Here is a 22,548-nt window from a genome sequence, read left to right on the forward strand (position 1 = left end):
TAGGCTAGAGGGAGCAATCCCCCTACTGCCCAAGAGGGATCCCTTGTCTGCTTCTGTCTCTTCTCCCCCTTCACCCCTTCCCCCCTGGCTGCGCTGGGGGGTGGTGGGATCCGTCGTTTTGGCCATCGCAGGGGGCGCCTTTTGGCACTACGGGCGGCCCGAGCGGCAAATCCGGGCCCACACCCAGAGATTGCTGCGGGCGGTGGAGCAGCGCAACTGGGATCAGGTGGAGATGTTGGTATCTGAGGCCTATAGCGATGGTTGGGGCCTGAACAAGCAGCGGGCGCTGGCCTACAGCCGCGAGATCTTCGGCCAATTTTTTCGCTTGCGCCTCCAACCCCAAGCGCTGCAGGTGCAGCTCGACCTAGGGGATCCCAGTCGCCAAGGACGGGCCACCCTCTGGTTTGTTATCGAGGGCTCCGGCGGCCCCTTGGCCAACCTGACGCGAGATCAGGTGAATGCGCTGGAGCAACCCTTCCAATTGAATTGGCAGCGACGGGGTGGGGATCCCTTTCGCTGGGAGCTAACCCGCGTGGAGAATCCAGAGCTGCAACTGCCCCTTCTCCCTTCTCAAGAACAGGCAGGCCAGAGATGAGGGTCGAACACCAACAGGGGGAGCTGACCTTCAACTGGCGGGATCCACTGCACAATACCCCGTTGGCGGGCCTGAGCTGCATAGCGGCTGGGGAGAGGCTGCAACTGGGAGGATGTCAGGCGGCGCAGGCTGCCGAGTGAGGGCGTTTCCCAGGTATTGGCCAAGTCGGATGGGCCGGGCCTGCCCTAGGTCAGACTCCAGTGGACTGACCTCCCCACAGCTCTTGCAGATAAGCCTGGCAGCGGCGCAGCAGTTGCCGACTTTCTTCAAAGCTGATCTGCTCCAAGGCTTCGGGGTAGGAGCACCAGCGGTAGGCGGCCACCTCCTCCGGTTGCACCTGCAGGGCCGGAGGAGGAAATTGGGGCGGCAGCAAGGCCACGTAGTAGGTAACGGTTTTGGCCACTCGGTTCCCCTCTGGATCCGTAAAGGTGTAGGCTTCCTGCAGCGTCAAAGGGTCAGACTGGCCGGGCAGGGTCAGAAGCTGGTAGTCGGTCAAGCCGGTTTCCTCTCGCAATTCTCGCTGCGCCGCCTCCAGGTCGCTTTCGGAGCTATCCTTGTGCCCTTTTGGGAAAGCCCAATGCCCCTTCTGGTGCTGGATGAGCAGATACAAATGAGAAGAGCCCAGTCTGGGAGCTTCCTGGGCGGGTGGGTGGGGGCAGGATGGGGATCACCCCATAGGCAGCATCTATCAGCATTGGGGAGCTAATCTCCAAAGAGTTTGATGGCTGGCGGCTTAGGAGCGAAGACCTCGTTGGGATCCATCTGCGGGCGCTCTACCCCCTGCAGGGGCGAGAGGGGGCGACCGGTGTCGAATTGGAAGAGATAGATGGGCAACTGGCCATTCCCCAGAGGCAAAAGAGCTAAAGTATCGATTTGGGTCAGGGCGTTGCGGCTGGTGGGTCGGGTTAGGTTGAAAGCAACGATTCGGTCTTCCAAGGAATTGTCCGGGCTGGAGCGCCGGCCCAGGCCAATGCTGAACTGCTGGTTGCCCTGCTCATCCACTCCCAAGGCCCGCACATCTCCCAACTCCGCTTGAGGAGCGCTCCCCGGCAGGCCGGCTACCACCGGCGGCGCATCCACCGGCGGCTGCGAAGGCAAAAAGCGCAACTGCGTCCCTTCTGGCAAAATGCGGTAGTCCTGGTAGTCATGCTGGATGGACAGGGATCCCCTGAACACGCGGCGGTTCAGGCCCTCCAGGGTCCAAAAGCCATAGCCCAAATTGATGCGGGTGCTCTCCGGCAGCCAGTAGCGCTCCCCTCCCTCGGGAGCTGGCACCGCCGTAAACCCCATCAGGACATAGGCCTGCCCCCACACCCCCGACAAAAACAGCAACACCTGCCGCGGCAGCCCCGACTGCGGATCCAGCCACAGCTCCCGCAACTGGCCTTCCTGAATGGGCTCTAGGCGCAAGTGCTGGACAGGGGATCCAGCCAAATCCACCCGTTCTGAGGAGAGGACGCGGTAGCGGCTGGGATCCGCCTTCAAGTAAAAGCTCACCGAGGGCAAGAGGGCTTCCGGTCGGCTCACATACACCGAGTACAGCTGCAGCAGATCCGACTGGTTCACCACTTCCAATTGGCGCGAATCCAAGAGGCGGATGCGATCCCCTTCGGCTACCCAAGCCTGCCAACTGCCGTCGCGGCGGTAGAGCACATCCAACGTGGCTGTGAAGGTTTGGGATCCCTCCACCCGCACCTGCTGGCGATATTGCAAGTTGGGCAAAGGGGGCAATTGCTCTAGAGCGGCGTTGTAGCGCTCCAGCCAAGCTTGGGGATCCTGCTTAGGGCTGGCAAGAGAAGAGGGAGCCGATTGGGCCACGGCTGGATCCCCTGACGGCAGACCGACCAGTCCCGTTGCCAGGAACACCACCCCGCCGAGATAGCCCCAGCCTCGAAGGGATCCCTGCCACTTCCTGAATTGGGACTGTTCAGGGAACATCAGCTCACCTCGCAACCCTGCTCTTGTTGCCCTTCTTGCCACTGCTTCTGCCGGGATCGGAGCGCTTCCCACGACCGTGAGTAACCCTTTGGAAGGGATCCCTACTCTCTGCCCGCCGATTGAGTACGCCTATTCAATGGAAATGGATTGGGGGCCGTCGGAGCGACCGGAAGGCGGGGGCTCCTCCACCCTCAGCCCCTGGGACTCCAGCCAACTGCGCAGCGGATCTTGCTTCACGTCCAAACGCAGCAGGCCGCTGAGAAAACCGCCACAGAACGGAACAGGATTGCTCAGAAAGGTCTTCCAGACCTCATTCATCTCCATAGCCGCAACACCAACCACCCCCCCAATCCTAGCAAGGCCGGCAGGTGGGGATCCCCTCCCTTGGCTAGACGGCAATCAACTTCTCTCGGTTTATGTTCTGCAGCACACTAAAAATGCTGTTGCCAATGCGCTGGAACTCTTTACTGCTTTTGTCGGCAAAGTGCAATACCCAAGGAAGCCTACAGGCTTGAAAACCACTGGCGGGATGAAGCTGGGAGAGATGGTAAGTTTGTATAGCCAGAACTTCCAAAGGAGTGTTGCCGTGTTCATGGACAACTCGCAGCGGTCTTGCGCTGCCAATTGGCACCGAGGACTTCTTAATGGGCTGGCTTGTTACGAGCATAAATGACCTCCGTTCATGGTCAAAAATGACAGTGCCCATTGCAGCGTCTCTATAGCTTCCTTTTTCCTCTCTTCCCATTCTGACTGTGCCACTTTTGCGCACTCCAACAATATCCACAGCAATCTTTTCTTTTCTTAGTTCCTCAATTGTTTTATCAAATTCGCCTCTTTGAACTAAGCCATCCCTCATCAAAAGAACCTTTCTAGGGTATCGATGAAATTTGTTGTAGAATCTATTGACGAGCTTGGACACGGTTTGATAAATTGCCTCGCCGGAAAAAGTTTCTCCTCTTTGTATATCGGGCAACTCCCAGCCTAAGCTTTGACCATTGGCCAGTACCGCGAAGGCAGAGGTTCCGTAGTAAAGCTCTCGATTCGTCCCCACATCAAAACCAATGGTAAGCTCGGAGCACTCAGGATGATCGAGGGGTTCAAGCAACACGGGTTGCCACGCAGCTTTACACAGAAGTCCTAGTACGACATTTAGAGCTTTGTAGGGGTCAGCTCCAGGAATCATAAACTGAGTTGCTATTCCTGCTCGAAGTGCTTGCAAGCGGATCTTTTGCTTGTGCTCATTAGGCGACAAGGGCATGACAACCAGAACGGTTTTGATCCCTTTGTCGGCCCAGCTTTGCCAAAACCTCTGTTGAGCAAGGTCGCCTTCAGGCAAATCTTGACGGGTTGCGTAAAAGTCTATTTCAACTCTTGCTCCGCTCTTTTTAGCTACTTCAAGTAGGCACTTGCGAACCTCAGTAGGATACTCACGTTTATTATCGTCAAGATTTAGAAGTCCAAACTTTGTCTCGCCAACTCTTGCACATCCTTGGTACCTAACTCTGGCTGGGTTCTCGATTGCTTGATTGTTGCGACCCAGTAGTCTTGGCCTTGGCAGGATATAGCCCTCTATTTTCAGAGGCTGAATTCTCTCTTGAGCAATGGGAGATTTGTAGATTCTTCTTATGATAGTCTCTGCAACTTTTTTAGACTCTTGAAGTCTATATTCTAAACTTTTTCTAAAATGCTCGATGACCGAAGCACTGACTTTTTTACCAGGATTTCTAGCATCTTCTATGCTGGCCAGCATCTCCAAAGTTAAGACAGGCGATAGCCTTCGAGACAGATGGGGAAAACACCCTCGACCTGAAGATACTTCGACTACCCAGGAGCTTTCCACTTCCTCTCTAGGTGCACTGTGCTTCTGCAAATGATACTCCGCTAGACTCATGTTCAGCTCTGGCAATTGAATCTCCCACGGCGACTGTTTGGAAAGGATACCCAGATATTCCCAAGTCTGGCGTTTATCGTATGTATTCTGGACCCAATGGATCGGGACATCTGGATATTTATCAAGCCACTCATGCAAGGTCCATGGCGTGTAGAAATGGTACTGAACATCTATCTCTATGTACAGCTCACTGTCCTGGTTGACAACAACATCTATTCTTCTTCCTTCGTGGATTTTCCAACCCTCTCCACAATCAACTTCTTCCTTCTTCCACCAAAGTAAGCTGCCTCCTGATGTTTCAACTTCGGTTTTCCCAGAGTATAAAGATTTGAGACACAGCCGTAGCCTCCTACGCTCAAAGCTTTCGAGGGCATCTTTTTCTTGGACATTGGTGCAGTTTAGAACTCTCTGTCCAATTTCCTCTAGTTCCCCGTCCTTTGTCTTAAGTTTATCGGGGTCAACCTTTTCCCGGGCTATAATGCAGCCCTCTAGAGGAACAGCCACTACACCTAGCTGATTACAAACCCTTGCGAGGGCTTTGTGCTCTTCCCCCGGAGCGGGGAGAGGGTTTGGCTTGCAATGGTATCCGTAGAAGGTGAGATCCTCCTGAGTTAGCCTCTTAACGAAGAAGCGATTAAGAGTAACCTCAACTTTCTTCTGGAGTAAATTCATTGGCAGACTCTAGTTTCAAGTTTCTCTCTAGGATCTCTAGGATAAGCTCTAGGTTGTGTTGATCTTTCATTTGAGCCAAAAGAGAGCACTGACGAGATAGAGAAAACTCAAGAAGTTCCTGGCCAATTTGTCAAAACGAGAACATAGATGCCGGTACTGCTTTAACTTATGAAAAAAGCATTCGATTAAATGCCTCTCTTTATACAGATGCTTGTCATAATGCCGCTGCGTCTTTCTATTCCTTTTAGGCGGAATAACCGCTTGAGCTTCCCCTATCTTCTTAATCAACTTATCCGCATCATATCCTTTATCCCCAATTACTTTGGTATCCTTTCTCTGCCAGCCCTCTATCAATTCTTCCCCTTGAGTAATATCGCTCTTTTCTCCGCCAGTTATTCTCAATTCCAGCGGATTTCCCAACCCATCTACACTCACATGAATCTTGGTGCTGTATCCGCCTCGGCTTCTCCCCAAAGCTTGCTCCCCTTTTTTCCGGCAGCACAGGAGTGCGCTCGAACCATGGTTGAATCAATAATGAGATGCTCTAAATCAGGGTCGTCAATAAAATACTTGAACATCCGTTCCCACACTCCAAAACGACTCCACCGGTGGAATCTTTGATAGATGGTGTACCATTTGCCATATCCTTCTGGGAGGTAGCGCCAAGGAGCACCGGAACGGGCTATCCAAAGAACTGCTTCAATAAACTGTTTGCAGTTTGCTTCTTTCCCAATGTTAACTCTCTCTTCTGTCTGTAAAAAAGCCAATATCTTCTGCCATTTGTTTTCATCTAAAAAAACCAACTTCATCCTCTTTCCTCTATAAATTATTCTCTCTATCCTAACATAAGATCAACACGACCTAATTCTCCTGCTCTTCACGAGGGATCTCCAAACAACCCTGGCGGAGCCAAATCTCTGCTGATCGCCTCCGCCTGAAACCGACCGCTCATGCCCACCACCTGCCACTCGGCGCTGCGATTTCCCTGGCGGAAGCGCAGCCGTCGGGCTCGCAACGGCACCACTTCTACAGCTTCTACCAGAAATTGTTGGTATTCGCCCAAATAGTCTCGGTAATCCGGGGGCAAGTCAGCGCTGCTGTTGATTTGAATCCAAAACACCCGTCCTGCTTCGTTGCCATAGGCGCGGATTTGTTCCTGGCCGCGGTATTGCTCCACCCCGCGCAGCCGCTGTCGTCCCACCTGCACAGACTCAGCCCACTCCGGCAAGGGATCCCCCAAGCTGATCGACCAAGCCGGCCCGCTCAGCCCTAGCCAACAGAGCAGCAGTAGCCCCCAAACCCAAGGCCATCTGTGCAGCGTGCTGTTCCCGGTTTTCAAGGCTCGGCCGAACATGGCAAGTTCTTCTCCGCAAGTGATCCCAATGCTTTTGGATGTTGAAAACAACTTCGTCTCAACGTAGGCGAAAGCCGATCCGACCGCCTTCAATATCAAAGGCAACGTCGGCGTTGAAAAACAGTGGCATGCCCAACAGTTGCACTCCTTGGTTGCCGTTAACAAAAATCCGATCCCGGCTGGGCGTAATGGGAAAGCCAACCCGAATGCGGTAGTCAAAAGCCCCCTCCAGCACAGCTCGCCATTCAGCGCCGGGGGGCAAGGTCGAGGTGGAGAAAGGAGCTGCCCCCAACAGCCTGACATTGAGAAAAATGTCGGAAGAACCACTGTCAAAAACGGTGGGGCTGAGGGCATTTTGAATGGAAGTGTTGCTAATGCTGTAGGCCACTTGCAAAGCCTCATCCCGCCAGATGGGTGTGCCATCGGGAAAGCTTCCCACCTGGGGAAACTGCCGGAAATTGAAGCCGGCGGTGTTGGCAGCCGTTAGGCCAACCGTGAACAGGCCCTGGGTGGAGTTGAAGCCCCCCGTTTGAATAATGTACCCAGAGCGGAAATTGCCCGGAAGACGGGTGAGCGGGCTAAACAGCTCCCGGTTGGGGCTGCGCTCATCCAAGGATGTGCCTAGGATCCCAGCAAAAGGCCGTCCTGGCCCAAACAGATTGTCGGAACAGTTGGCCACCAGTGGCTCCACGCAAGTGATTTGGTCGATCAACTGAATTGTTACCGGCTCTCGACTGGGGATCCCGCCTATGCTGAAGGGGGCGCGGGCCAACACCCCGATAAATTGCGTGCCATCTCCGAACGTCACAGTGGAAGGGATCCCCGTCCGCTCCAGGCCAAAGCGACCTGCTGCTGTCGCTATGATGCGCAAACCTGCCGAGCCGGTATCCAGTAACACCTCAGCTCCGCTCCCGGCCACCCCCACTGTCAGGCCCAGGAGCTTGAAGCGGCTGTTGCCCAGGGTACGCACCGGCATGGGAATCGACTCGGTTCCCGGTTGAGGTGGGAGAGGGATCAACGCAGGGGGGGAAGCTGCAGATTCCCCCTGGCCAGAACAGCCGGCACCGAGCAGCAGCAAGGTCAAGATCCCAACCAGGGCGATTGCCATTCCCCAAGGGCTGTGCCAAGCCCACCCAGACCGTGGCTCATCCTTTGGGCCCGACCTCGCCTGCATTGAATACCCACACTGAATTAAAAGGAGCCTAGCCCGGTTGCAACCGGTAAACAGCACGCTCAAACCTGGGGGATTTGGATCCCGGCCAAGGACAGTGTACACAAAGCTGGCTGAGGGAGAGTGCGCAATAGCGCTGTCAACTGTGGAGTTGTGGGGCTGGATGGGCTGCAGCCTACAGCATTAGCTCCGCCTGCCAATCGACCACTTTTTGGAAGCGAAAAGCGCCTGCCAGGGCTCCCCAAACCTGCTGGTGGGTGATGGGATCCATCCCTCGGTCATGGCTGCAAAACTCGCTCTCGCTCAGGTGCAAGGTGGTCTGCAGATAAGTGGTTTGGCCGTTGCGCACCACGCAACACCGGCACCCCGGCTCCGTCGCGCCGATGAAGAGGGATCCCTGCCTCTTCACATGCACATCACACCCCTCTAGATAGGCTAGGTCGGCAGCCTGCAGTTGACTCAGTTGGTCTGCCCTTTCCCGAGCACAGCCCCGCCACCGCTGCGGCTCCAAAGGGCGGTAGTTGCGAATCACGATCCCAGCGCTTGCCTGAGTCAATTCCACCACCGCCTGCCGATAGGGATCTTCCAAATGGCCACTGTAGGCTTGCTCCACATAAAAGCCGATCCCGCCCAAAACTTGGGCCGGCAAGGGGCGATAGGCCACCCGGATCTGGGCGAAAAACGGTGGATTTTCCCAGGCTTGCTCTTGGTTGCTGAAGTCTCCTGCCAACCAGCGCGCCATCTGCAGCAGCTCCGGGGAAGGAGTGCGATCCGACTCAATAGACATAAGCGGGCATCGAGAATTCTGTAAAGGTATGTACCGAAAATCTCCGGAGAGCCAGGGGAACCTTCTCAGATTTTGCCCCAACCTCAGGCCCACCCAAGGATTGCAGCAAGTGATGAACTACCCCACCGCATAGGCGGATGGGGTTTCTTCAGCCCCATTCGCTTGACGGCAGGATTTTAGTCTCTTCCTCTGCCCCAGTTGCTTCATAGCCCCGCAGGACTTTGAAGTAGTGCTGAGACATCCAAGACTAACGAGGCTAGTTCCTAACCCCGGTTGCCGATTAGTGGCAACGTTGTACAGCACGATCACCGAGCCCCGATCCCTTGCCACTTCAAACCCACAATCAGAGCAGCCATGATAGCGGTTGCTCAAGTCCGCCCACTCCTTGTGGACTGCCCCACACTGGGGACAGCGTTGGCTCGGTTTGAGGGTCTGAGTGGGAAGTATGAGAACTAAACCGCCTTTCTGCTCGATTTTGTACGTAATCATCTGGTTCAATGTACCGAACCCCACCGACAGAATGGACTTGTTTAGCCCTGCTTTTCGCTTTTTCCCCTTACCTTTAGCCGAACGGGTCATGGCTTTGGTATTCAGCTTTTCAGTCACCCCGATGTCATAACGACTGGCAATCTCTGAGGTAACTTTGTGTTGCCAATCTCTGCGTTGACGGGCAACTTTTGCTTTTAGCTGAGATTCTCTCCGGTTGACTTTCTTCCATCTTCTGGAAGCCTTTATGCCCTTTTTAGGCGCACGCTTTCTCCGTTTCAGTCTGGCGACTTTGCGAATCTTCTCCTCACTCCGCTGCGTAAAGCGGGGATTAGTAATCTCCCGAAACTCCGCCCCGTCAAACAACGTCAGGGCGGTCTCTGTACCCAAGTCATAGGCAACGATGGACTCATATCGCAAATCCGACTGCGACCCAAACTTAGGTTCAGGTATGTCAACCGCAACCGTAAACGAAGCGAACCACTGCCGCTGGGACGGCTTGTAGACGATAGTCAGCGTTGTTGGCACGCCCCAATGCTTGGCTTGACCGCGCATTTTCAGCGTAATGCCCAAGTCATTGAGCGTTACCGTGCTATGCTTTCCCGTGCTGTTGACCTTCCACCCCGACTTGGCAGGATACGTCCAGCCTGAATATCGGCGAATAGACTTACATTTGGGTTTCTCACTCAGTCCTTGAAAAAACCGTTGATAGGCAAAATCCACCCGTTTCACGGTAGCTTGTAGGGCTTGGGAGTGCAGTTGAGCAAACTCTGTCCATACTTTCTTGAACTCAGGCAGTAAATTTTGCTGTTCAAGGTAGGTGACTGTCCTGCGGTGGAGCTTGTACTCGGCTTTCCGATGGGCAACACAAGCATTGTAGAGGTAGCAATGCAGACGACGAGCAGACAACAAAGCCTTTTGCTGTGCTTTGCTGGGATACAGTCGAAAAGTCTGCCTTCTGGTTGCTAACGCCATTTTACCTAGTTCTTGCCCTTCAGTTGATTATTAGTATAGTATACGGGCGGTGCTATCCATCCCCACCCTGTAGAGGGTGGGGAATTCCGCACGCTTTGTTAAACATTAACTAACTTCTGCCCCCTTTCTTTTTACTTCCACTGTTCTGGGAAGCCTTCCAGCGATTGTTGCAGTGGTCTCCAACCTTCTTCTCTAAGCAACCTTTCCAGTTCGCTTCCCCTTTCCACTCCGCCCAAAATGTTTCCCCAAACGGGTTCACGCCAAAATTCTCCCGTCTCCCAAACTCGCTTGTGTATGCGGAAGATTTCACCTGTTTCTGGGTCTTTGACATAGGTTTGGTCACTGAGTGCGTTCGTCCATGCGTTCATCATTCGGCTGTTAAACTCCTGTTCCTGCCTGATCATTTGCATCACCATACGGTTGAGTTGTCGGTTCTCTTCAGTGAACCTTCCAAGAGCAGAAAGAGCATGTTGAGGACTAAAGTGCAGACTGTGGGAAATGCCAGCCAAAATGCCGAGTATTTCTTGTTCTACTTGGTTTTTGGGAAACTTAACCATGCTAACCATGATGGACAGGTTACAGTTCTGAGAAGCGGCAATGAGTTGGGGCTGTTGGCTGAGAAATAGGGTGCCCCTAATTACGGCTTGTCGCACTAACTGTTTACTTTGAGCCATGATAGCTAAATTGACAAGACTATATTGCACAGCCCTGCCAAAGACGGTAGCCATCTGAGCCACTTGCTGTTGCATCTGGTATTCTTGCAACCACTCCATCTCCGACTTGGGTAATTCAATGCGTTCTTTGAGTTCCCACAGTTCGCCTGTCTCTGCCTGCCAGATGCCCAAGACAAAGCGAGCCACATCGTCGGCTGATAGAAGGAAAATAGGTTGGGGTTGCTGAGAAGTTTGACCGTTGATGGTTAGTAAGGTTTGAGCGTTGCTACCAAAGCCCGTTTGCAAAGCCATGCTTTGAAGGTCAATTTGGTCAAAGCGCATCATCAGGTCGCCTTTGCGAACGAACAAAACAGGCACTCGTTTAGTCAACTGTTGGATAATGGTGCCCCAATACTCGCATCCTTCAGGTAAATGAAGCCAACCCGCTTCCATACCAACTTCTGGGTCGTAAATAGTTTCCCGTCGCCAGCGAACCATTTTCTCTGGGGGGAGAAATTGGAAACTTTTGGCGACACCCATCATCGCATCCAACTTCGCCTTCTCCGTTCCCGCAGGAAAGAGCAGGGTGATGACTAGTGCTGTCGCTCTACCAGGCAAAATGGCAGTGACTTCTCGGAAGTTGGTTGGTGGAGTTTGACCCAAAAGCCCGAAGTTGACCGACATCATCGGGTGGAAAACGAAGGGATAGCCCAAGCCTTCGCCGAAGATGAGAATACCTTGGGACAGTTTTCGGAAAACGAAACGGGGTTGTAAGAAGCCACTTGCTATCCCCTGCCTTTCCAACCACCAAGATTGGGCGACTTGGTGCAAGTTGCCGTTGTAGCGAGCGACCCGAAAGACAACGAAGCAAAGAGCTTTGTCATCGTGAATGCAGATGGCGTTGTCGTGAACTTTGATCGACCAACCTTGGGGGATTTTGACGGAAAAACCGTGAAGCGAGTCAGTTACTTCGCCCCCATAGACCAATTCTTTTAGCAACATCTTGAGCCTGCGATAAATTCCTTAACAAAAACGACACTAAGATATGCAACCCCGAGCCACAACAGTAGCCAATGGTAACTGGCGACTGGTGAAAACGGCAACGAGTTTCCATCAATCACTTTACTGACCAAAGAAAGTAGTAACTTTGCAAGCACAACCCCCGCCAAAGGCGGGGGCATTTCTAATCGATCGCTGTCCCTACCGAAGTAGGAACTGCCACTATTAAACACTAGATTTGTCAAGATGTCTAGGGGTAGTTTGCGCGGATCGAGAGTCGAAGTGCCATTTCAGGGTGGTGCCCCAGTGGTCAAAAGCCGTCAAAGCCATATCCAGAGCGGTGCGCGGATGTCTCAAGCAAAAAATGGGTTTTTTGTGGGCTGGAATGCTCATGGGGAGTGCCTTAGGGGGAAATTGTCTGCACAAGGCTCATTTAAGACCTACCGATCCGCGCAATGTATCACAGGATACCTTCTGCCTTAGCCATGGATAGCATCAGGTCGACTACCCGATTGGCGTAGCCCCACTCATTGTCGTACCATGCCACCACTTTGAAAAAGTGGCTATTGAGTTCAATGCCAGCTCCCGCATCAAAAATACTAGAGCGGGGGTCGCCCCGAAAATCCATGGATACTACTTCATCAGTGCAGTAGCCCAAGATGCCCCGCAATTCATCTTCTGAAGCCCGTCGCATTGCTTCGCAGATTTCCTGATAGCTGGTTGCCTTTTCTGTCCTAAAAGTCAAATCCACCACCGACACATCAGGAGTAGGCACACGGAATGCCATCCCTGTCAACTTGCCTTTTAGTTCGGGGAGAACCAGCGCCACTGCCTTTGCGGCTCCCGTGGAGGAGGGGATGATGTTTTGGCTAGCGCCCCTGCCGCCGCGCCAGTCCTTTTTACTGGGGCCATCCACCGTAGGCTGGGTGACAGTCATGGCGTGGACTGTGGTCATCAGCCCTTCCACTAGCCCAAAGTTTTCGTGGATTACCTTGGCAATGGGAGCAAGACAGTTGGTGGTGCAACTGGCATTGGAGACGATGGCATCACGGCTGGGGTCAAACTTGTGATGGTTTACGCCCACCAGTAGGGTAGGGATTTTATCGGGGTCCTTAGTGGGGGCAGTGATAATTACCCGTTTGGCGCCCGCTTGCAGGTGTGGGCTTGCCCCGTCAAAACCTGTAAACAAGCCCGTAGCTTCTACCACATAGTCAGCCCCTACCTTTGCCCAAGGCAGTTCGGCGGGATTGCGCAGAGCAGTGCAGGGAATGAACCGATCTTCAACTACTATGCCGTCGGGTTTGGCAGTCACCTGCCCTGCAAAAGTGCCATGGGTGGAGTCGTACTTGAATAAGTAGGCGAGATTATCGGCAGGCACTAGGTCGTTGATGCCCACAAATTCTATGTCTGGATTGGCGATCGCCGAGCGCAGTACCAAACGCCCAATTCTGCCAAAACCGTTAATTCCTACCCTTAACTTAGCCACGAGCTTTACTCCTGCTGGAACTTACGCCAATACAAGTATAGGCAGGTAGGGCTAAGTACAGGGTAAAAATACCTAAAAAATTTAGAATGCCTACTTGTCCCAAAGCATCTGCAATTCACGGCGCAAGGATTGGTAATTGCTAAGGCGGGATACCAACAAGTTGTCCTTGCCCGCATCCTCAAGGCGGTGCTTCCACAGGCTAATGGTTTCTGGGTTGTGCAACCAAAACTGGATTACAGACTGCGATGCCAGATGGCTGTCCCAGCCCCGTTGTTGGATCATGGGACTAAGGGACTGCAAAAAGACATCCAAAGAACACTCTTGGGTAGCTAGATAGGCAGAGGCTTCGTTGTGGTATTTCAGCTTATCTAAAAAGTCCCAAAATACCATAACAGGAGCAACACAGAGAATTTCAAAATGAAAACTCATAGGCGCACCCCTGAGCCACCATTATCTATAAACGATTGCATAAGCTAACTAGATTATAGGCAGTTTATTGTATTCCAGAATACAGGTAACAGTTTTTTTACTACAAAGCCTTGCCCTAAAATGAACTGTACGCTCCAACTGGGGAGTAGGGGAGAAACCAGCGGTGAAAAAATGGATTTTGTTAGCTATTGTTACTTGTGTGGTGGCACTACTAGGTACGCCTTTACTGTTTGCCATTCCCAGTACGGTCAGGGTCAAGCTCATAGCTTTCAATGATTTTCATGGCAACCTAGAACCTGCAAATATGAACTACCCCACCGCATAGGCGGATGGGGTTTCTTCAGCCCCATTCGCTTGACGGCAGGATTTTAGTCTCTTCCTCTGCCCCAGTTGCTTCAGAGACCCGCAGGTCTTTGAAGTAGTGCTGAGACATCCAAGACTCACGAGGCTAGTTCCTAACCCCAGTTGCCGATTAGTGGCAACGTTGTACATGACCAACACCGAGCCGCGATCCCGCGGTACCTCAAACCCACAAGCAGGGCAAACATGATAACGGTTACTTAAGTCCGCCCAGTTCGGGTGTACCGCACCACACTTGGGACAGCGTTGGCTCGGTTTGAGGGTTTGCGTAGGAAGCATGAGGACTAGACCGCCTTTCTGCTCAATCTTGTAGGTCAGCATTTGGTTAAGTGTACCGAACCCCACCGACAGAATGGACTTGTTTAGCCCTGCCTTGCGCTTCCCACCCTTGCAGGTCATCCCTTTGATATTTAGCTTCTCCGTTACGCCGACGTCATAACGACAAGCTATCTCTGACGTAACTTTGTGTTGCCAGTCTTTGCGCTGACGAGCAACCTTTGCTTGCAGTTGCGCTTCCCGCTGGCTGATTTTCTTCCACCTTCTGGAAGCCTTTACGCCCTTTTTAGGGGCACGCTTTCTGCGCTTCAGTCTGGCCACTCTGCGAATCTTCTCCTCACTCCGCTGGGTAAAGCGGGGATTAGTAATCTCCCGAAACTCCACCCCGTCAAACAACGTCAGGGCGGTCTCTGTACCCAAGTCATAGGCAACGATGGACTCATATCGCAAATCCGACTGCGACCCAAACTTAGGCTCTGGTATGGCAACCTCAACCGTAAACGAAGCGAACCACTGCCGCCGGGACGGCTTGTAGACGATAGTCAGCGTTGTTGGCACGCCCCAATGCTTGGCTTGACCGCGCATTTTCAGGGTAATGCCCAAGTCATTGAGTGTGACCGTGCCATGCTTTCCCGTGCTGTTGACCTTCCACCCCGACCGGGCAGGATACGTCCAGCCCGAATACCGGCGAATGGACTTGAACCTCGGCTTCCTACTCAGTCCTCGAAAGAACCGTTGGTAAGCATAATCCACCCGCTTGACGGTGGCTTGCAGGGCTTGGGAGTTCAGTTGGGCAAACTCCACCCACACCTGCTTGAATTCGGGGAGTAGGTTCTGCTGTTCCAGGTAGGTCACCGTTCGGCGGTGGAGCTTGTACTCGGTTTCCCGGTGGCTGACACAGGCGTTGTAGAGGTAGCAGTGCAGACGACGAGCCTCGAGCAAAGCCTTTTCCTGAGCTTTGCTGGGATACAGTCGAAAGGTCTGCCTTCTGGTTGCCATATGCGTTATCCTACCCCCACCTGTCCCAGTTCTGAGTGCTCCACAAATCCAGTGGCGCTATCCATCCCCACCCTACAGAGGGTGGGGAATTCCGCGCGTTTTGTTAAATTATGTATCCTTTATGAGAATGTTCGCTCCGATACTGAAAATGGATCCCTTGCAAGCTGCAAAGCCGCGATCGGGGCTGACATCTTTGTTCATGTTGTAAAGCTAGGCAAAGAAACATTCTCTTTTGTAAAAAACTACTCCCGCGAAGGACAGGGAGAACAGCCTGGGATCCGAGATGGGAAGCAGGTTGGAAACCGATCTAAGATCTTTTGCGCGAGGTAAAGCCGATTTACATTTTTTGATTTCATCGCTTCTTGCCTTCGCGGTAGAAAAAGACTGGAAACAAGGCGAGCCAGCTTCTCCTCGTCTGCCCAGTTGAGGTTGCCAGCAGCGGCTGAGGCTCCTTAGCCCAAGTCCGATCCCTTGGATGAAGGCCTGGATCTGGGAGCGAGCTTCGCTTGCTCATCTTGGTTCTATCGGCTTCGATCCCGTCGGCGGTTCTGTGAGTTAAACAGCACCTCTCGGCACTGGGGATCCAAGCAGTGTTGCATTCCTGGCCGGCAGGTGCTCTCTTGTCCGCTGCAGGGAATGTGGATTCATAACCTCTTTTACTTTCGCTAGGGAGATTCAAAACCATGAACGATGTATTTGGCAAAGTGGTTGCACAAGCTGACTCCAAAGGCGCTTTTTTGGGAGAGAACGAGTTTGCCGCTCTCCAGCAGGTAATTGCCGAGGGGAACAAGCGTTTGGACGCTGTGAACCGCCTCACCAGCAATGCCTCCAAGATCGTGACCGATGCCATCCGTCAGTTGTTCGCCGAGGAGCCCAATTTGAACGCTCCCGGTGGGCCTGCCTACCCCAGTCGTAACGTAGCCGCCTGTATGCGGGACATGGACATTATTCTCCGCTACATCACCTACGCAGTGGCAGCCGGAGATGCCAGTGTGCTGAACGAGCGCTGCTTGAACGGCCTGCGGGAAACCTATCAAGCCTTGGGCACCCCCGGTAGCTCGGTGGCCAACGGCATCCAAAAGATGAAAAAGGCTGCGGTGGCGGTGGTAAACGACCCCAACGGCATCACCCGGGGGGACTGCAGCGCTCTGATTGCCGAAATCGAATCCTACTTCGATCGCGCTGCTGCTGCTGTGGTTTGATCCCCTTTGGGCTGAAGTTTCTGTTGTGTCCGGATCCAGTTGCGAAGACCTCTCTCGAATCTGAGGTAACTCGGGTTGGCAGGGGATCCCTAGAAAAGCAACTTTTTTTGCAGCGATTTTGCAGTTGAGACTTTGCAGCTTTGGCCTTGTTCTTTGCATTGAGCTTGAGTTAAGTAAAGGAGCGTTTTGAATCATGCAAACCCCAATTGTTGACGCCATCGCCACTGCCGATAGCCAAGGGCGCTACCTGAGCAACAGCGAATTGCAGGCCATCAATGGCCGTTTTCAGCGGGCTGCCGCCAGCATGGAAGCCGCTCGAGTTCTGAGCAGCCGTGCCGACGAGCTGGTGCGCGGTGCCACCGAAGCCGTTTACGCCAAGTTCCCCTACACCACCCAACCCGGTGGGCAGTGCCACACCCAAGCTGGCAAGGACAAGTGCGCCCGTGACGTGCGCCACTACCTGCGCTACATCACCTACTGCTTGGTAGCCGGTGGCACCGGTCCTCTGGACGAGTATCAGTTGGCCGGGATCCGCGAAATCAACGCCGCTTTTGAGCTCTCCCCCAGTTGGTTCATCGAAGCCCTGCGCTACATCAAAGCCAACCACGGCCTGACCGGGCAAGCGGCCACCGAGGCCAACACCTACATCGACTACGCCATCAACGCGCTCAGCTAAACCCTTGGCTTGGGATCCCTCTAAAAGGGCGACGCCGGCTAGCCAGTTGGCTCATCCCATAAACCAGGGGGGATGGCGAGGGAAGGTTGTTGAGGGCAACGGTGGTGAGCCTGCTACGTTGCGGAGAGATACGTTTGACCACGTGGGTTTGCGGATCAGTCTCCCCAATAGGAAGGCGCCACTGTTGCTCTTCTGCAGCTTGGGGCTGCCGATTTTTGATTTCTAATTTTAGTTTTCGATTTCTACAGTCGTTTCAGGCTAGGGTGAGACGCCTGGGCTATTGATCGCGCCAGCGGGACGGAGTCCTTGAAAAGCCTTTTGGCCCCCTGCATTATTGCTCCGCAACGCCGACGCGACGACGCAACCAACACTTTAGGTGTGGGTGCAATGTCCTAGCTTGAATCGAAATGACCCTAAACGCAAGCTTGTTCTCAATCTGTGTCCATTCAGTTCAATCGGGGGAATTAGCATGAGTGCAATTACAGCGGCAAGCCGGATGGGGATCCGGGGCATTACGGAGACCACCCCACTGGAGTTGCGCCCCAACGCCAGCCAGGATCAGCTCAATGCGGTGCTGCGGGCCATCTACCGTCAGGTGCTGGGCAACGACCATTTGTTTGGGGCCGATAGGAAGGAGCTAGCCAGTGCGGAATCGCTGCTGCGCCAGGGCAGCCTGACGGTGCGGGAGTTTGTGCGATTGATCGCCAAGTCCGAAGCCTACAAAAAGCGGTTTTTCTACCCCAACTCGCAAACCCGGGCCATCGAGCTCAATTTCAAGCATCTGCTGGGACGCGCTCCCACCAGCCCCAAAGACATCGCCCGCCATTTGGACATCTACCAATCTGGCGGCCACAGCGCGGAGATCGATTCCTACATCGACAGCCCAGAATACCTAGAAGCTTTTGGAGACAACATCGTCCCCTACCCGCGTGGGTTTGAATACCGCAAGGCTCATTCCACCCGCGACTTTACCAATCTCTTCGCTCTCTACGGGGGCTACGCCAACAACGATCGCTCCCAAGGGCCCAGACCCCGTCTGATGATGCCTTTGGCCACCGGGTTTACCCCGGCCATTCGCCGCATTGGAGTGCGGGGCCTGCTGCCGCCCAGCCCCATTTCCAAACACCTGGGGCCGCCAACGGGCCAGTCGGATCGCATGTTCTGTGTGGAAGTGACCCGACTGCTGAATCCGCCTTCGGCGCTGGCCACTTCCAGCCGAGTGCGCAAATCCAACCAGCAGATTTTCGTCTCTGCCGATCAACTGTCGGCAACAATGCAGCGGTTGCTCAAATCGGGCGCCAAGATCGTCAGTGTCCGCAGCGCTTGATCCCTTCTCGGTGTCCTCTCCGTTGTCGATTCCATGACCACTGCTGTTCCTCTGGATCCCGATCCATCGGTGGATCTCACCCCGGCTGGACAAATCGCCAAGCTGCGCCACGGGGATCCAGGGGAACGCTACTATGCGGCTTGGTGGCTGGGGCGCATGCGCATTGCCGAAGGGATCCCTGCCCTGATCGAGGCCCTGGCCGATGAAACGGATCGCACCGCTCAAGGGGGATATCCGCTGCGGCGCAACGCTGCTCGTGCTTTGGGTAAACTGGGATCCCTCGCCGGGATCCCGCCCCTGAAGGCGGCTTTGTCTTGCTCCGATGGCCAAGTGGTGGCAGCCGCTGCCCAGGCACTGGTTGAGATTGCCTTTGCCAACAACCTCAACAGGGATCCCGACGAAGTGGAAAAGCTGGGATCCGCTTTGCTAGAAGGGCTGCGCTTTGTGGAGCAAGGACTGCAGACGGAAGCCCAAGCCGCCCTAGAAGCCATTATCGAGGCTCTTGGACAACTGCAGGTGGCTGCTGCCCTGGAGCCAATCTGTCCCTACCTAGAGCACACTTCCATCCGTTTGCAATGTGCGGCGGCACGGGCCTGCTATCGTCTCACTGGGGATCCGACTTTTGCTCAGCGCCTGCTGTCGGTGTTGAATCACCACAACATCCATCTGCGGCGCGCCGCCCTTTTGGACTTGGGGGCCAGTGGCTATTTGCCGGCAGCACAGGCCATTGCGGCGGCGGCGGTGGAGGCCAACCTGAAGCTCCTTGCCCTCAAACAGTTGGTGGAGATCAACCTAGAACATCAAAAGATCCCCGGCACTGAGCTGCAGCAGGTGCTCCGGCTGATCGACGAGCTGCTGTGAGCGGTGGTGCTTCTGGGCCCTTGCTGTTCACATTAGCGGGACGGAGTCCTTTGCAACTGACCTATCAAGGCATTGCCCATGAGTTTGTGCATCCCTCTGCAGCGATTCAAAGCCGTCAGAATCTGTCCGCTCGGCACCAGGGTTGGGCTCCGTGGCTGTAGCACTGCCTCAGTCTTTTGCCTTCCCGTATCGAGGTGCCGCCCTCAGTTTTGGAGCAAGGGCAACAGCAAGGATCCCTGAGGTGCAAGGGATCCCCTCAAGTTTCCTCTCGAAAGCACTTCATGACCTTGGTCGAGGAAACCCATCGGCGGAACCTGCTGCACCGGCTGCAGGAGCGCATCCGTTCTGCTCGAGCCCGTGGGGATGAGCATTTGTTGCAGCACCTGGCACAGGAACGGCAACTGTTGGCCTGACAAGCTCGCTGCCTGCCCAAGGGATCCAGCTAATGCCCGACAATTGCCCAGAAGGGTTCGATATTCCCGATAATGGGAAGCGGCTCCTGGGATTCAAAGAGGGATCCGGGATCAGTTTGTTGTTGAGGCAGTGGTTGGGGTGCAGGACACAAGGTAATGGAGGAGTCTGCCACTCAGGAAGAGATCCCTGGGGGATCTCCTTCAGCAGGGCCATCCCGTTCGTTGATGTCGGTGGCGGGCTTGGTGGCCGGGGCGACCTTGCTCAGTAAGGGCATAGGCTTTATTCGCCAAGCTTTGATTGCAGCAGTGTATGGCTCGGGGCCGGAGTACAGCGCCTTCGGGGTAGCCTACATCCTGCCCGGTTTTCTGTTGATTCTGCTGGGAGGGATCAACGGCCCTTTTCACAGCGCCATCGTCAGTGTCCTCAAAAAGCAGCGGGATCGGGACAGGGAGGATGCGGCTGCCTGGCTGGAATCCATTTCCACCTTGGTAGGCTGCCTGCTCCTGCTGGTCAGCTTGGGCCTTTGGTGGGGAGCGGACTGGGTGGTGCGCCTGAATGCGCCGGGAGCCAGCCCCGAAGTCCATGCTCTGGCCGCTGCGCAACTGCGGATCATGGCCCCTTTGGCCTTGCTCTCGGGGTGGATTGGCATCGGCTTTGGAGCGCTGAATGCTGCCGAACACTACGCCTTGCCTGCCCTTAGCCCGCTGATCTCCAGCTTGGCGGTGATCGGGATCCTGGTCACGCTGGGATGGACGGGGATCCCAACTTTGCTGGCCTGGGGCGTGCTCATCGGGGCCATTGCCCAATGGTTGGCCCAAGTTCCGCTCCAGATGCGGTTAGGGCTGGGGCGACCGCGCCTGCGCTTTGAGTGGGGATCCCCGCAGGTACGGGCGGTGGGCTTGCTGATGTTGCCGGCGGTGATCTCCTCCGGGATGATCCACATCAATGTTTATGTGGATCTGTTTTTTGCCTCTTTCGTACCTGGGGATCGCACCATCGGCAACTTGGGATATGCCCAGCTTCTGGTACAAACGCCGCTGGGGATCCTCTCCAACATGGTGCTGGTGCCCTTGATGCCTCTCTATGCCCAGTTGGCAGGGGATGGATCCCGTTGGCCGGAGCTGCGCCAGCGTATCCGCCAAGGGCTGATGCTTACGGCAATTGTGACCCTGCCCCTGTCGATGCTGTTGGTGGCTTTGGCCGAGCCCATTGTCCAAGTGGCCTACCAGCGGGGGCGCTTTACGCCGGAGGTGACACAAGAGGTGGCAGCCCTGCTCATGGCCTATGGTCTGGGGATGACCGGTTACCTGCTGCGGGATGTGCTGGTGCGGATCTTCTATGCCCTGGAGGATGGGGCTACGCCTCTGCGCATCAGCAGCATGGCCATTGGCCTGAATGCCCTACTGGACTTTCTATTTTTGCAGGCTTTTGGAGCGCCGGGCATTGCCCTGGCCACCGCCGGCGTCAACCTGATAGCCGTGATCGGACTGGGGATCCGCCTCCACCAGCGCCTGCCAGGGATCCCTTGGCGGGAGATGGGACAAGCCCTACTGCCATTGCTGGGGAGCACCGTCCTGGCCGGGGGACTGAGCCATTGGCTGTGGACCCAACTGCGCTCCTACGAGATTGTGGGGTCTCCCCTGCTCACCGCCATCATTTGGGCCGGGCTGGCCGCGGGTTTAGGTCTAAGCTTGTTCGCCGCCGGAGCTCTCTACCTGCGGATCCCAGAAGTGGAGTGGGCAGCAGCCCGACTGCGGAAACGGGTAGGACGCTGGGGGAGCCAGTGGGCAAGCCGGAACTAGCTGATAGCTTCCAGGTAATCTCGCACGCGGTTGCGCCGCTTCGGCTGACGCAGCTTCTGCAGGGCTTTGGCCTCAATTTGCCGCACCCGTTCCCGCGACAGATCCAAGGCGCGACCGATTTCCGCCAGCGAATAGGTGCGCCCATCCCCCAAGCCGAAACGCATGCGGATCACATCCCGCTCGCGGCTGGTGAGATCCGAGAGCAACTGCTGTAGATCGCGATGCAGGGCTTCCCGCATCATGGTCTCTTCTGGAGAAATGTCGTCAGTTTCCAGCAGATCCCCCAGTTCGGTGTCCTTGTCTTTGCCCACCTTGGTTTCCAGAGAAACCGAGCGGGGCACCCGTACCAACAGCTCGCGTACTTGAGGCGGCGTCATCTCCAGCTCGGAGGCGATGTCTTCGATGGTGGGAGTACGGCCCTTTTCCTGGGAGAGCTTGCGCTGCGCTTTTTTGATCTTGTTCAGCTTCTCGGTGATGTGAACGGGCAGGCGGATGGTGCGGCTTTGGGTGGCAATGGCGCGGGTAATGCCCTGCCGGATCCACCAGTAGGCGTAGGTGCTGAAGCGGTAGCCCTTTTTTGGGTCGAACTTTTCCACCGCCCGCTCTAGGCCCAGCGTACCCTCTTGGATCAGATCCAACAGCTCCAAGCCGCGGTTTTGGTACTTTTTCGCCACCGACACCACCAGGCGCAGGTTGGCCTTGATCATGTGTTCTTTGGCACGCTTGCCAATCCGCTGAATCTGCTGCAGCTTTTCAGGGGTCAGTTGCGCCCACTCGGGGTACTGGTTGGCCTTAGCCACCCATTCCGCAAGAGTGGGATCCCGTCCCAACTCTTTCTGCAGGCGCAGGCGCAAATCCAAGAGCTTCATGTAGTCTTGGACTTTTTGGGCCAGGGCCACCTCTTCATCGCGCCCCAAAAGAGGAACACGACCAATCTCCTGTAAATAGAGGCGCACCAGATCAGTGGAGCGGCGGGTTGGCTCCTCTTCCAGAAACTCGCCATCGGCCAGATCCACCTCTGCTTCTTCGGCGGCCTCGAGGAGATCGGCGGGGCCATCCAACAAAATGTCGTTGAGTTCAGGTTCGTAGTTAGACATGTAGGGTGTTGCTGATGTAGCGACAGGGGTAGGCAGTTCAGTGGGCTGAGAGAGGAATGGTCAGTGATGTGGAGCAAGTTAAGCTTAAGTGTTCCCCA

22 protein-coding genes are annotated in these 22,548 nt (G+C 54.9%); 8 read left to right on the plus strand and 14 right to left on the minus strand.

The annotated features are described in order from the left end of the window. Positions 1-43: 43 nt before the first annotated feature. Positions 44-595 (plus strand): hypothetical protein, encoded by a 552-nt coding sequence (locus NW805_RS07660; RefSeq protein ID WP_414383228.1) that lies wholly within the window; start codon positions 44-46, stop codon positions 593-595. Then, positions 592-735, plus strand: a complete 144-nt coding sequence (locus NW805_RS07665; RefSeq protein WP_414422139.1) for a hypothetical protein — start codon at positions 592-594, stop codon at positions 733-735. Before NW805_RS07660 ends, NW805_RS07665 begins: the two co-directional genes overlap by 4 nt. Positions 736-785: 50 nt before the next feature. On the opposite strand, the gene NW805_RS07670 is transcribed toward NW805_RS07665, so the two are convergent. From NW805_RS07670 to NW805_RS07730, 13 genes are all read right to left on the minus strand, one after another. Then, a complete protein-coding gene (locus NW805_RS07670) occupies positions 786-1,205 on the minus strand; it encodes a bis(5'-nucleosyl)-tetraphosphatase (protein ID WP_414422140.1) in 420 nt (139 codons plus the stop codon). A gap of 92 nt (positions 1,206-1,297) precedes the next feature. Next, entirely contained in the window at positions 1,298-2,533 is a 1,236-nt protein-coding gene (locus NW805_RS07675; RefSeq protein ID WP_414422141.1) for a hypothetical protein, read from the minus strand. A 129-nt stretch (positions 2,534-2,662) separates the two neighbouring features. After that, a complete protein-coding gene (locus tag NW805_RS07680; protein WP_414374286.1) occupies positions 2,663-2,851 on the minus strand; it encodes a hypothetical protein in 189 nt (62 codons plus the stop codon). 70 nt (positions 2,852-2,921) lie between these two features. Beyond that, positions 2,922-4,928: an argonaute PAZ domain-containing protein gene (locus NW805_RS07685; RefSeq protein ID WP_414422142.1), complete on the minus strand. Its 2,007-nt coding sequence runs from the start codon at positions 4,926-4,928 to the stop codon at positions 2,922-2,924. A gap of 234 nt (positions 4,929-5,162) precedes the next feature. Further along, a protein-coding gene (locus NW805_RS07690; protein WP_414422143.1) for an IS5-like element ISSoc13 family transposase occupies positions 5,163-5,905 on the minus strand; the annotation gives its coding sequence in 2 pieces (ribosomal slippage) (positions 5,163-5,587 and positions 5,587-5,905; 744 coding nt in all). 68 nt (positions 5,906-5,973) lie between these two features. Further along, positions 5,974-6,450 carry a hypothetical protein gene (locus NW805_RS07695; protein ID WP_414341950.1) on the minus strand — a complete coding sequence of 159 codons (477 nt, stop codon included), beginning with the start codon at positions 6,448-6,450 and terminating at the stop codon, positions 5,974-5,976. A 58-nt stretch (positions 6,451-6,508) separates the two neighbouring features. Continuing rightward, complete coding sequence (locus NW805_RS07700; RefSeq protein ID WP_414383239.1) at positions 6,509-7,528, minus strand: hypothetical protein; 1,020 nt, start codon at positions 7,526-7,528, stop codon at positions 6,509-6,511. A 268-nt stretch (positions 7,529-7,796) separates the two neighbouring features. Continuing rightward, positions 7,797-8,408 carry a chromophore lyase CpcT/CpeT gene (locus tag NW805_RS07705; protein ID WP_414422144.1) on the minus strand — a complete coding sequence of 204 codons (612 nt, stop codon included), beginning with the start codon at positions 8,406-8,408 and terminating at the stop codon, positions 7,797-7,799. A gap of 117 nt (positions 8,409-8,525) precedes the next feature. Then, positions 8,526-9,869, minus strand: a complete 1,344-nt coding sequence (locus NW805_RS07710; RefSeq protein WP_414422145.1) for an RNA-guided endonuclease InsQ/TnpB family protein — start codon at positions 9,867-9,869, stop codon at positions 8,526-8,528. A gap of 131 nt (positions 9,870-10,000) precedes the next feature. Next, the gene (locus NW805_RS07715) at positions 10,001-11,524 is read right to left on the minus strand and encodes a hypothetical protein (protein WP_414422146.1); all 1,524 of its coding nucleotides are present in this window, start codon (positions 11,522-11,524) and stop codon (positions 10,001-10,003) included. A 457-nt stretch (positions 11,525-11,981) separates the two neighbouring features. After that, a complete protein-coding gene (gene gap / locus NW805_RS07720; RefSeq protein ID WP_414422147.1) occupies positions 11,982-13,007 on the minus strand; it encodes a type I glyceraldehyde-3-phosphate dehydrogenase in 1,026 nt (341 codons plus the stop codon). Positions 13,008-13,097: 90 nt separating this feature from the next. After that, complete coding sequence (locus NW805_RS07725) at positions 13,098-13,436, minus strand: hypothetical protein (RefSeq protein ID WP_414422148.1); 339 nt, start codon at positions 13,434-13,436, stop codon at positions 13,098-13,100. A 309-nt stretch (positions 13,437-13,745) separates the two neighbouring features. Then, on the minus strand, positions 13,746-15,071 hold the full coding sequence (locus tag NW805_RS07730; protein WP_414422149.1) for an RNA-guided endonuclease InsQ/TnpB family protein: 1,326 nt from the start codon (positions 15,069-15,071) through the stop codon (positions 13,746-13,748). A gap of 683 nt (positions 15,072-15,754) precedes the next feature. On the opposite strand from NW805_RS07730, the gene NW805_RS07735 reads away from it, so the two are divergent. The 6 genes from NW805_RS07735 to murJ all read left to right on the plus strand — a co-directional run bounded on the left by NW805_RS07735 (position 15,755) and on the right by murJ (position 21,353). Next, on the plus strand, positions 15,755-16,273 hold the full coding sequence (locus tag NW805_RS07735; RefSeq protein WP_011434282.1) for a phycocyanin subunit beta: 519 nt from the start codon (positions 15,755-15,757) through the stop codon (positions 16,271-16,273). Between the two features lie 193 nt (positions 16,274-16,466). Then, entirely contained in the window at positions 16,467-16,949 is a 483-nt protein-coding gene (locus tag NW805_RS07740) for a phycocyanin subunit alpha (protein WP_011434281.1), read from the plus strand. Positions 16,950-17,418: 469 nt separating this feature from the next. Beyond that, entirely contained in the window at positions 17,419-18,276 is an 858-nt protein-coding gene (locus tag NW805_RS07745; protein ID WP_011434279.1) for a phycobilisome rod-core linker polypeptide, read from the plus strand. A 33-nt stretch (positions 18,277-18,309) separates the two neighbouring features. After that, on the plus strand, positions 18,310-19,137 hold the full coding sequence (locus NW805_RS07750; protein ID WP_414422150.1) for a HEAT repeat domain-containing protein: 828 nt from the start codon (positions 18,310-18,312) through the stop codon (positions 19,135-19,137). Positions 19,138-19,313: 176 nt separating this feature from the next. Then, on the plus strand, positions 19,314-19,550 hold the full coding sequence (locus tag NW805_RS07755; RefSeq protein ID WP_414422151.1) for a hypothetical protein: 237 nt from the start codon (positions 19,314-19,316) through the stop codon (positions 19,548-19,550). Positions 19,551-19,706: 156 nt separating this feature from the next. Next, positions 19,707-21,353: a murein biosynthesis integral membrane protein MurJ gene (murJ, locus tag NW805_RS07760; protein ID WP_414383428.1), complete on the plus strand. Its 1,647-nt coding sequence runs from the start codon at positions 19,707-19,709 to the stop codon at positions 21,351-21,353. On the opposite strand, the gene sigC is transcribed toward murJ, so the two are convergent. Then, positions 21,350-22,450, minus strand: coding sequence for an RNA polymerase sigma factor SigC (gene sigC / locus NW805_RS07765; protein WP_011434275.1), 1,101 nt, complete (start codon positions 22,448-22,450; stop codon positions 21,350-21,352). The two genes, murJ and sigC, sit on opposite strands and share 4 nt — an antisense overlap. Positions 22,451-22,548 lie beyond the last annotated feature (98 nt).

The organism is Synechococcus sp. W60.1, assembly GCF_047461575.1.
In the GTDB taxonomy this organism is placed as follows: Bacteria; Cyanobacteriota; Cyanobacteriia; order Thermostichales; family Thermostichaceae; genus Thermostichus.

Coding starts and splice junctions, on each gene's coding strand:
- NW805_RS07750 (WP_414422150.1), top strand. CDS start 18,310: ATGACCACTGCTGTTCCTCTGGATCCCGATCCATCGGTGGATCTCACC.
- NW805_RS07705 (WP_414422144.1), bottom strand. CDS start 8,408: ATGTCTATTGAGTCGGATCGCACTCCTTCCCCGGAGCTGCTGCAGATG.
- NW805_RS07730 (WP_414422149.1), bottom strand. CDS start 15,071: ATGGCAACCAGAAGGCAGACCTTTCGACTGTATCCCAGCAAAGCTCAG.
- NW805_RS07710 (WP_414422145.1), bottom strand. CDS start 9,869: ATGGCGTTAGCAACCAGAAGGCAGACTTTTCGACTGTATCCCAGCAAA.
- NW805_RS07745 (WP_011434279.1), top strand. CDS start 17,419: ATGAGTGCAATTACAGCGGCAAGCCGGATGGGGATCCGGGGCATTACG.
- NW805_RS07665 (WP_414422139.1), top strand. CDS start 592: ATGAGGGTCGAACACCAACAGGGGGAGCTGACCTTCAACTGGCGGGAT.
- NW805_RS07735 (WP_011434282.1), top strand. CDS start 15,755: ATGAACGATGTATTTGGCAAAGTGGTTGCACAAGCTGACTCCAAAGGC.
- NW805_RS07725 (WP_414422148.1), bottom strand. CDS start 13,436: ATGAGTTTTCATTTTGAAATTCTCTGTGTTGCTCCTGTTATGGTATTT.
- NW805_RS07695 (WP_414341950.1), bottom strand. CDS start 6,450: ATGTTCGGCCGAGCCTTGAAAACCGGGAACAGCACGCTGCACAGATGG.
- NW805_RS07680 (WP_414374286.1), bottom strand. CDS start 2,851: ATGAATGAGGTCTGGAAGACCTTTCTGAGCAATCCTGTTCCGTTCTGT.
- sigC (WP_011434275.1), bottom strand. CDS start 22,450: ATGTCTAACTACGAACCTGAACTCAACGACATTTTGTTGGATGGCCCC.
- NW805_RS07715 (WP_414422146.1), bottom strand. CDS start 11,524: ATGTTGCTAAAAGAATTGGTCTATGGGGGCGAAGTAACTGACTCGCTT.
- NW805_RS07675 (WP_414422141.1), bottom strand. CDS start 2,533: ATGTTCCCTGAACAGTCCCAATTCAGGAAGTGGCAGGGATCCCTTCGA.
- murJ (WP_414383428.1), top strand. CDS start 19,707: ATGGAGGAGTCTGCCACTCAGGAAGAGATCCCTGGGGGATCTCCTTCA.
- NW805_RS07740 (WP_011434281.1), top strand. CDS start 16,467: ATGCAAACCCCAATTGTTGACGCCATCGCCACTGCCGATAGCCAAGGG.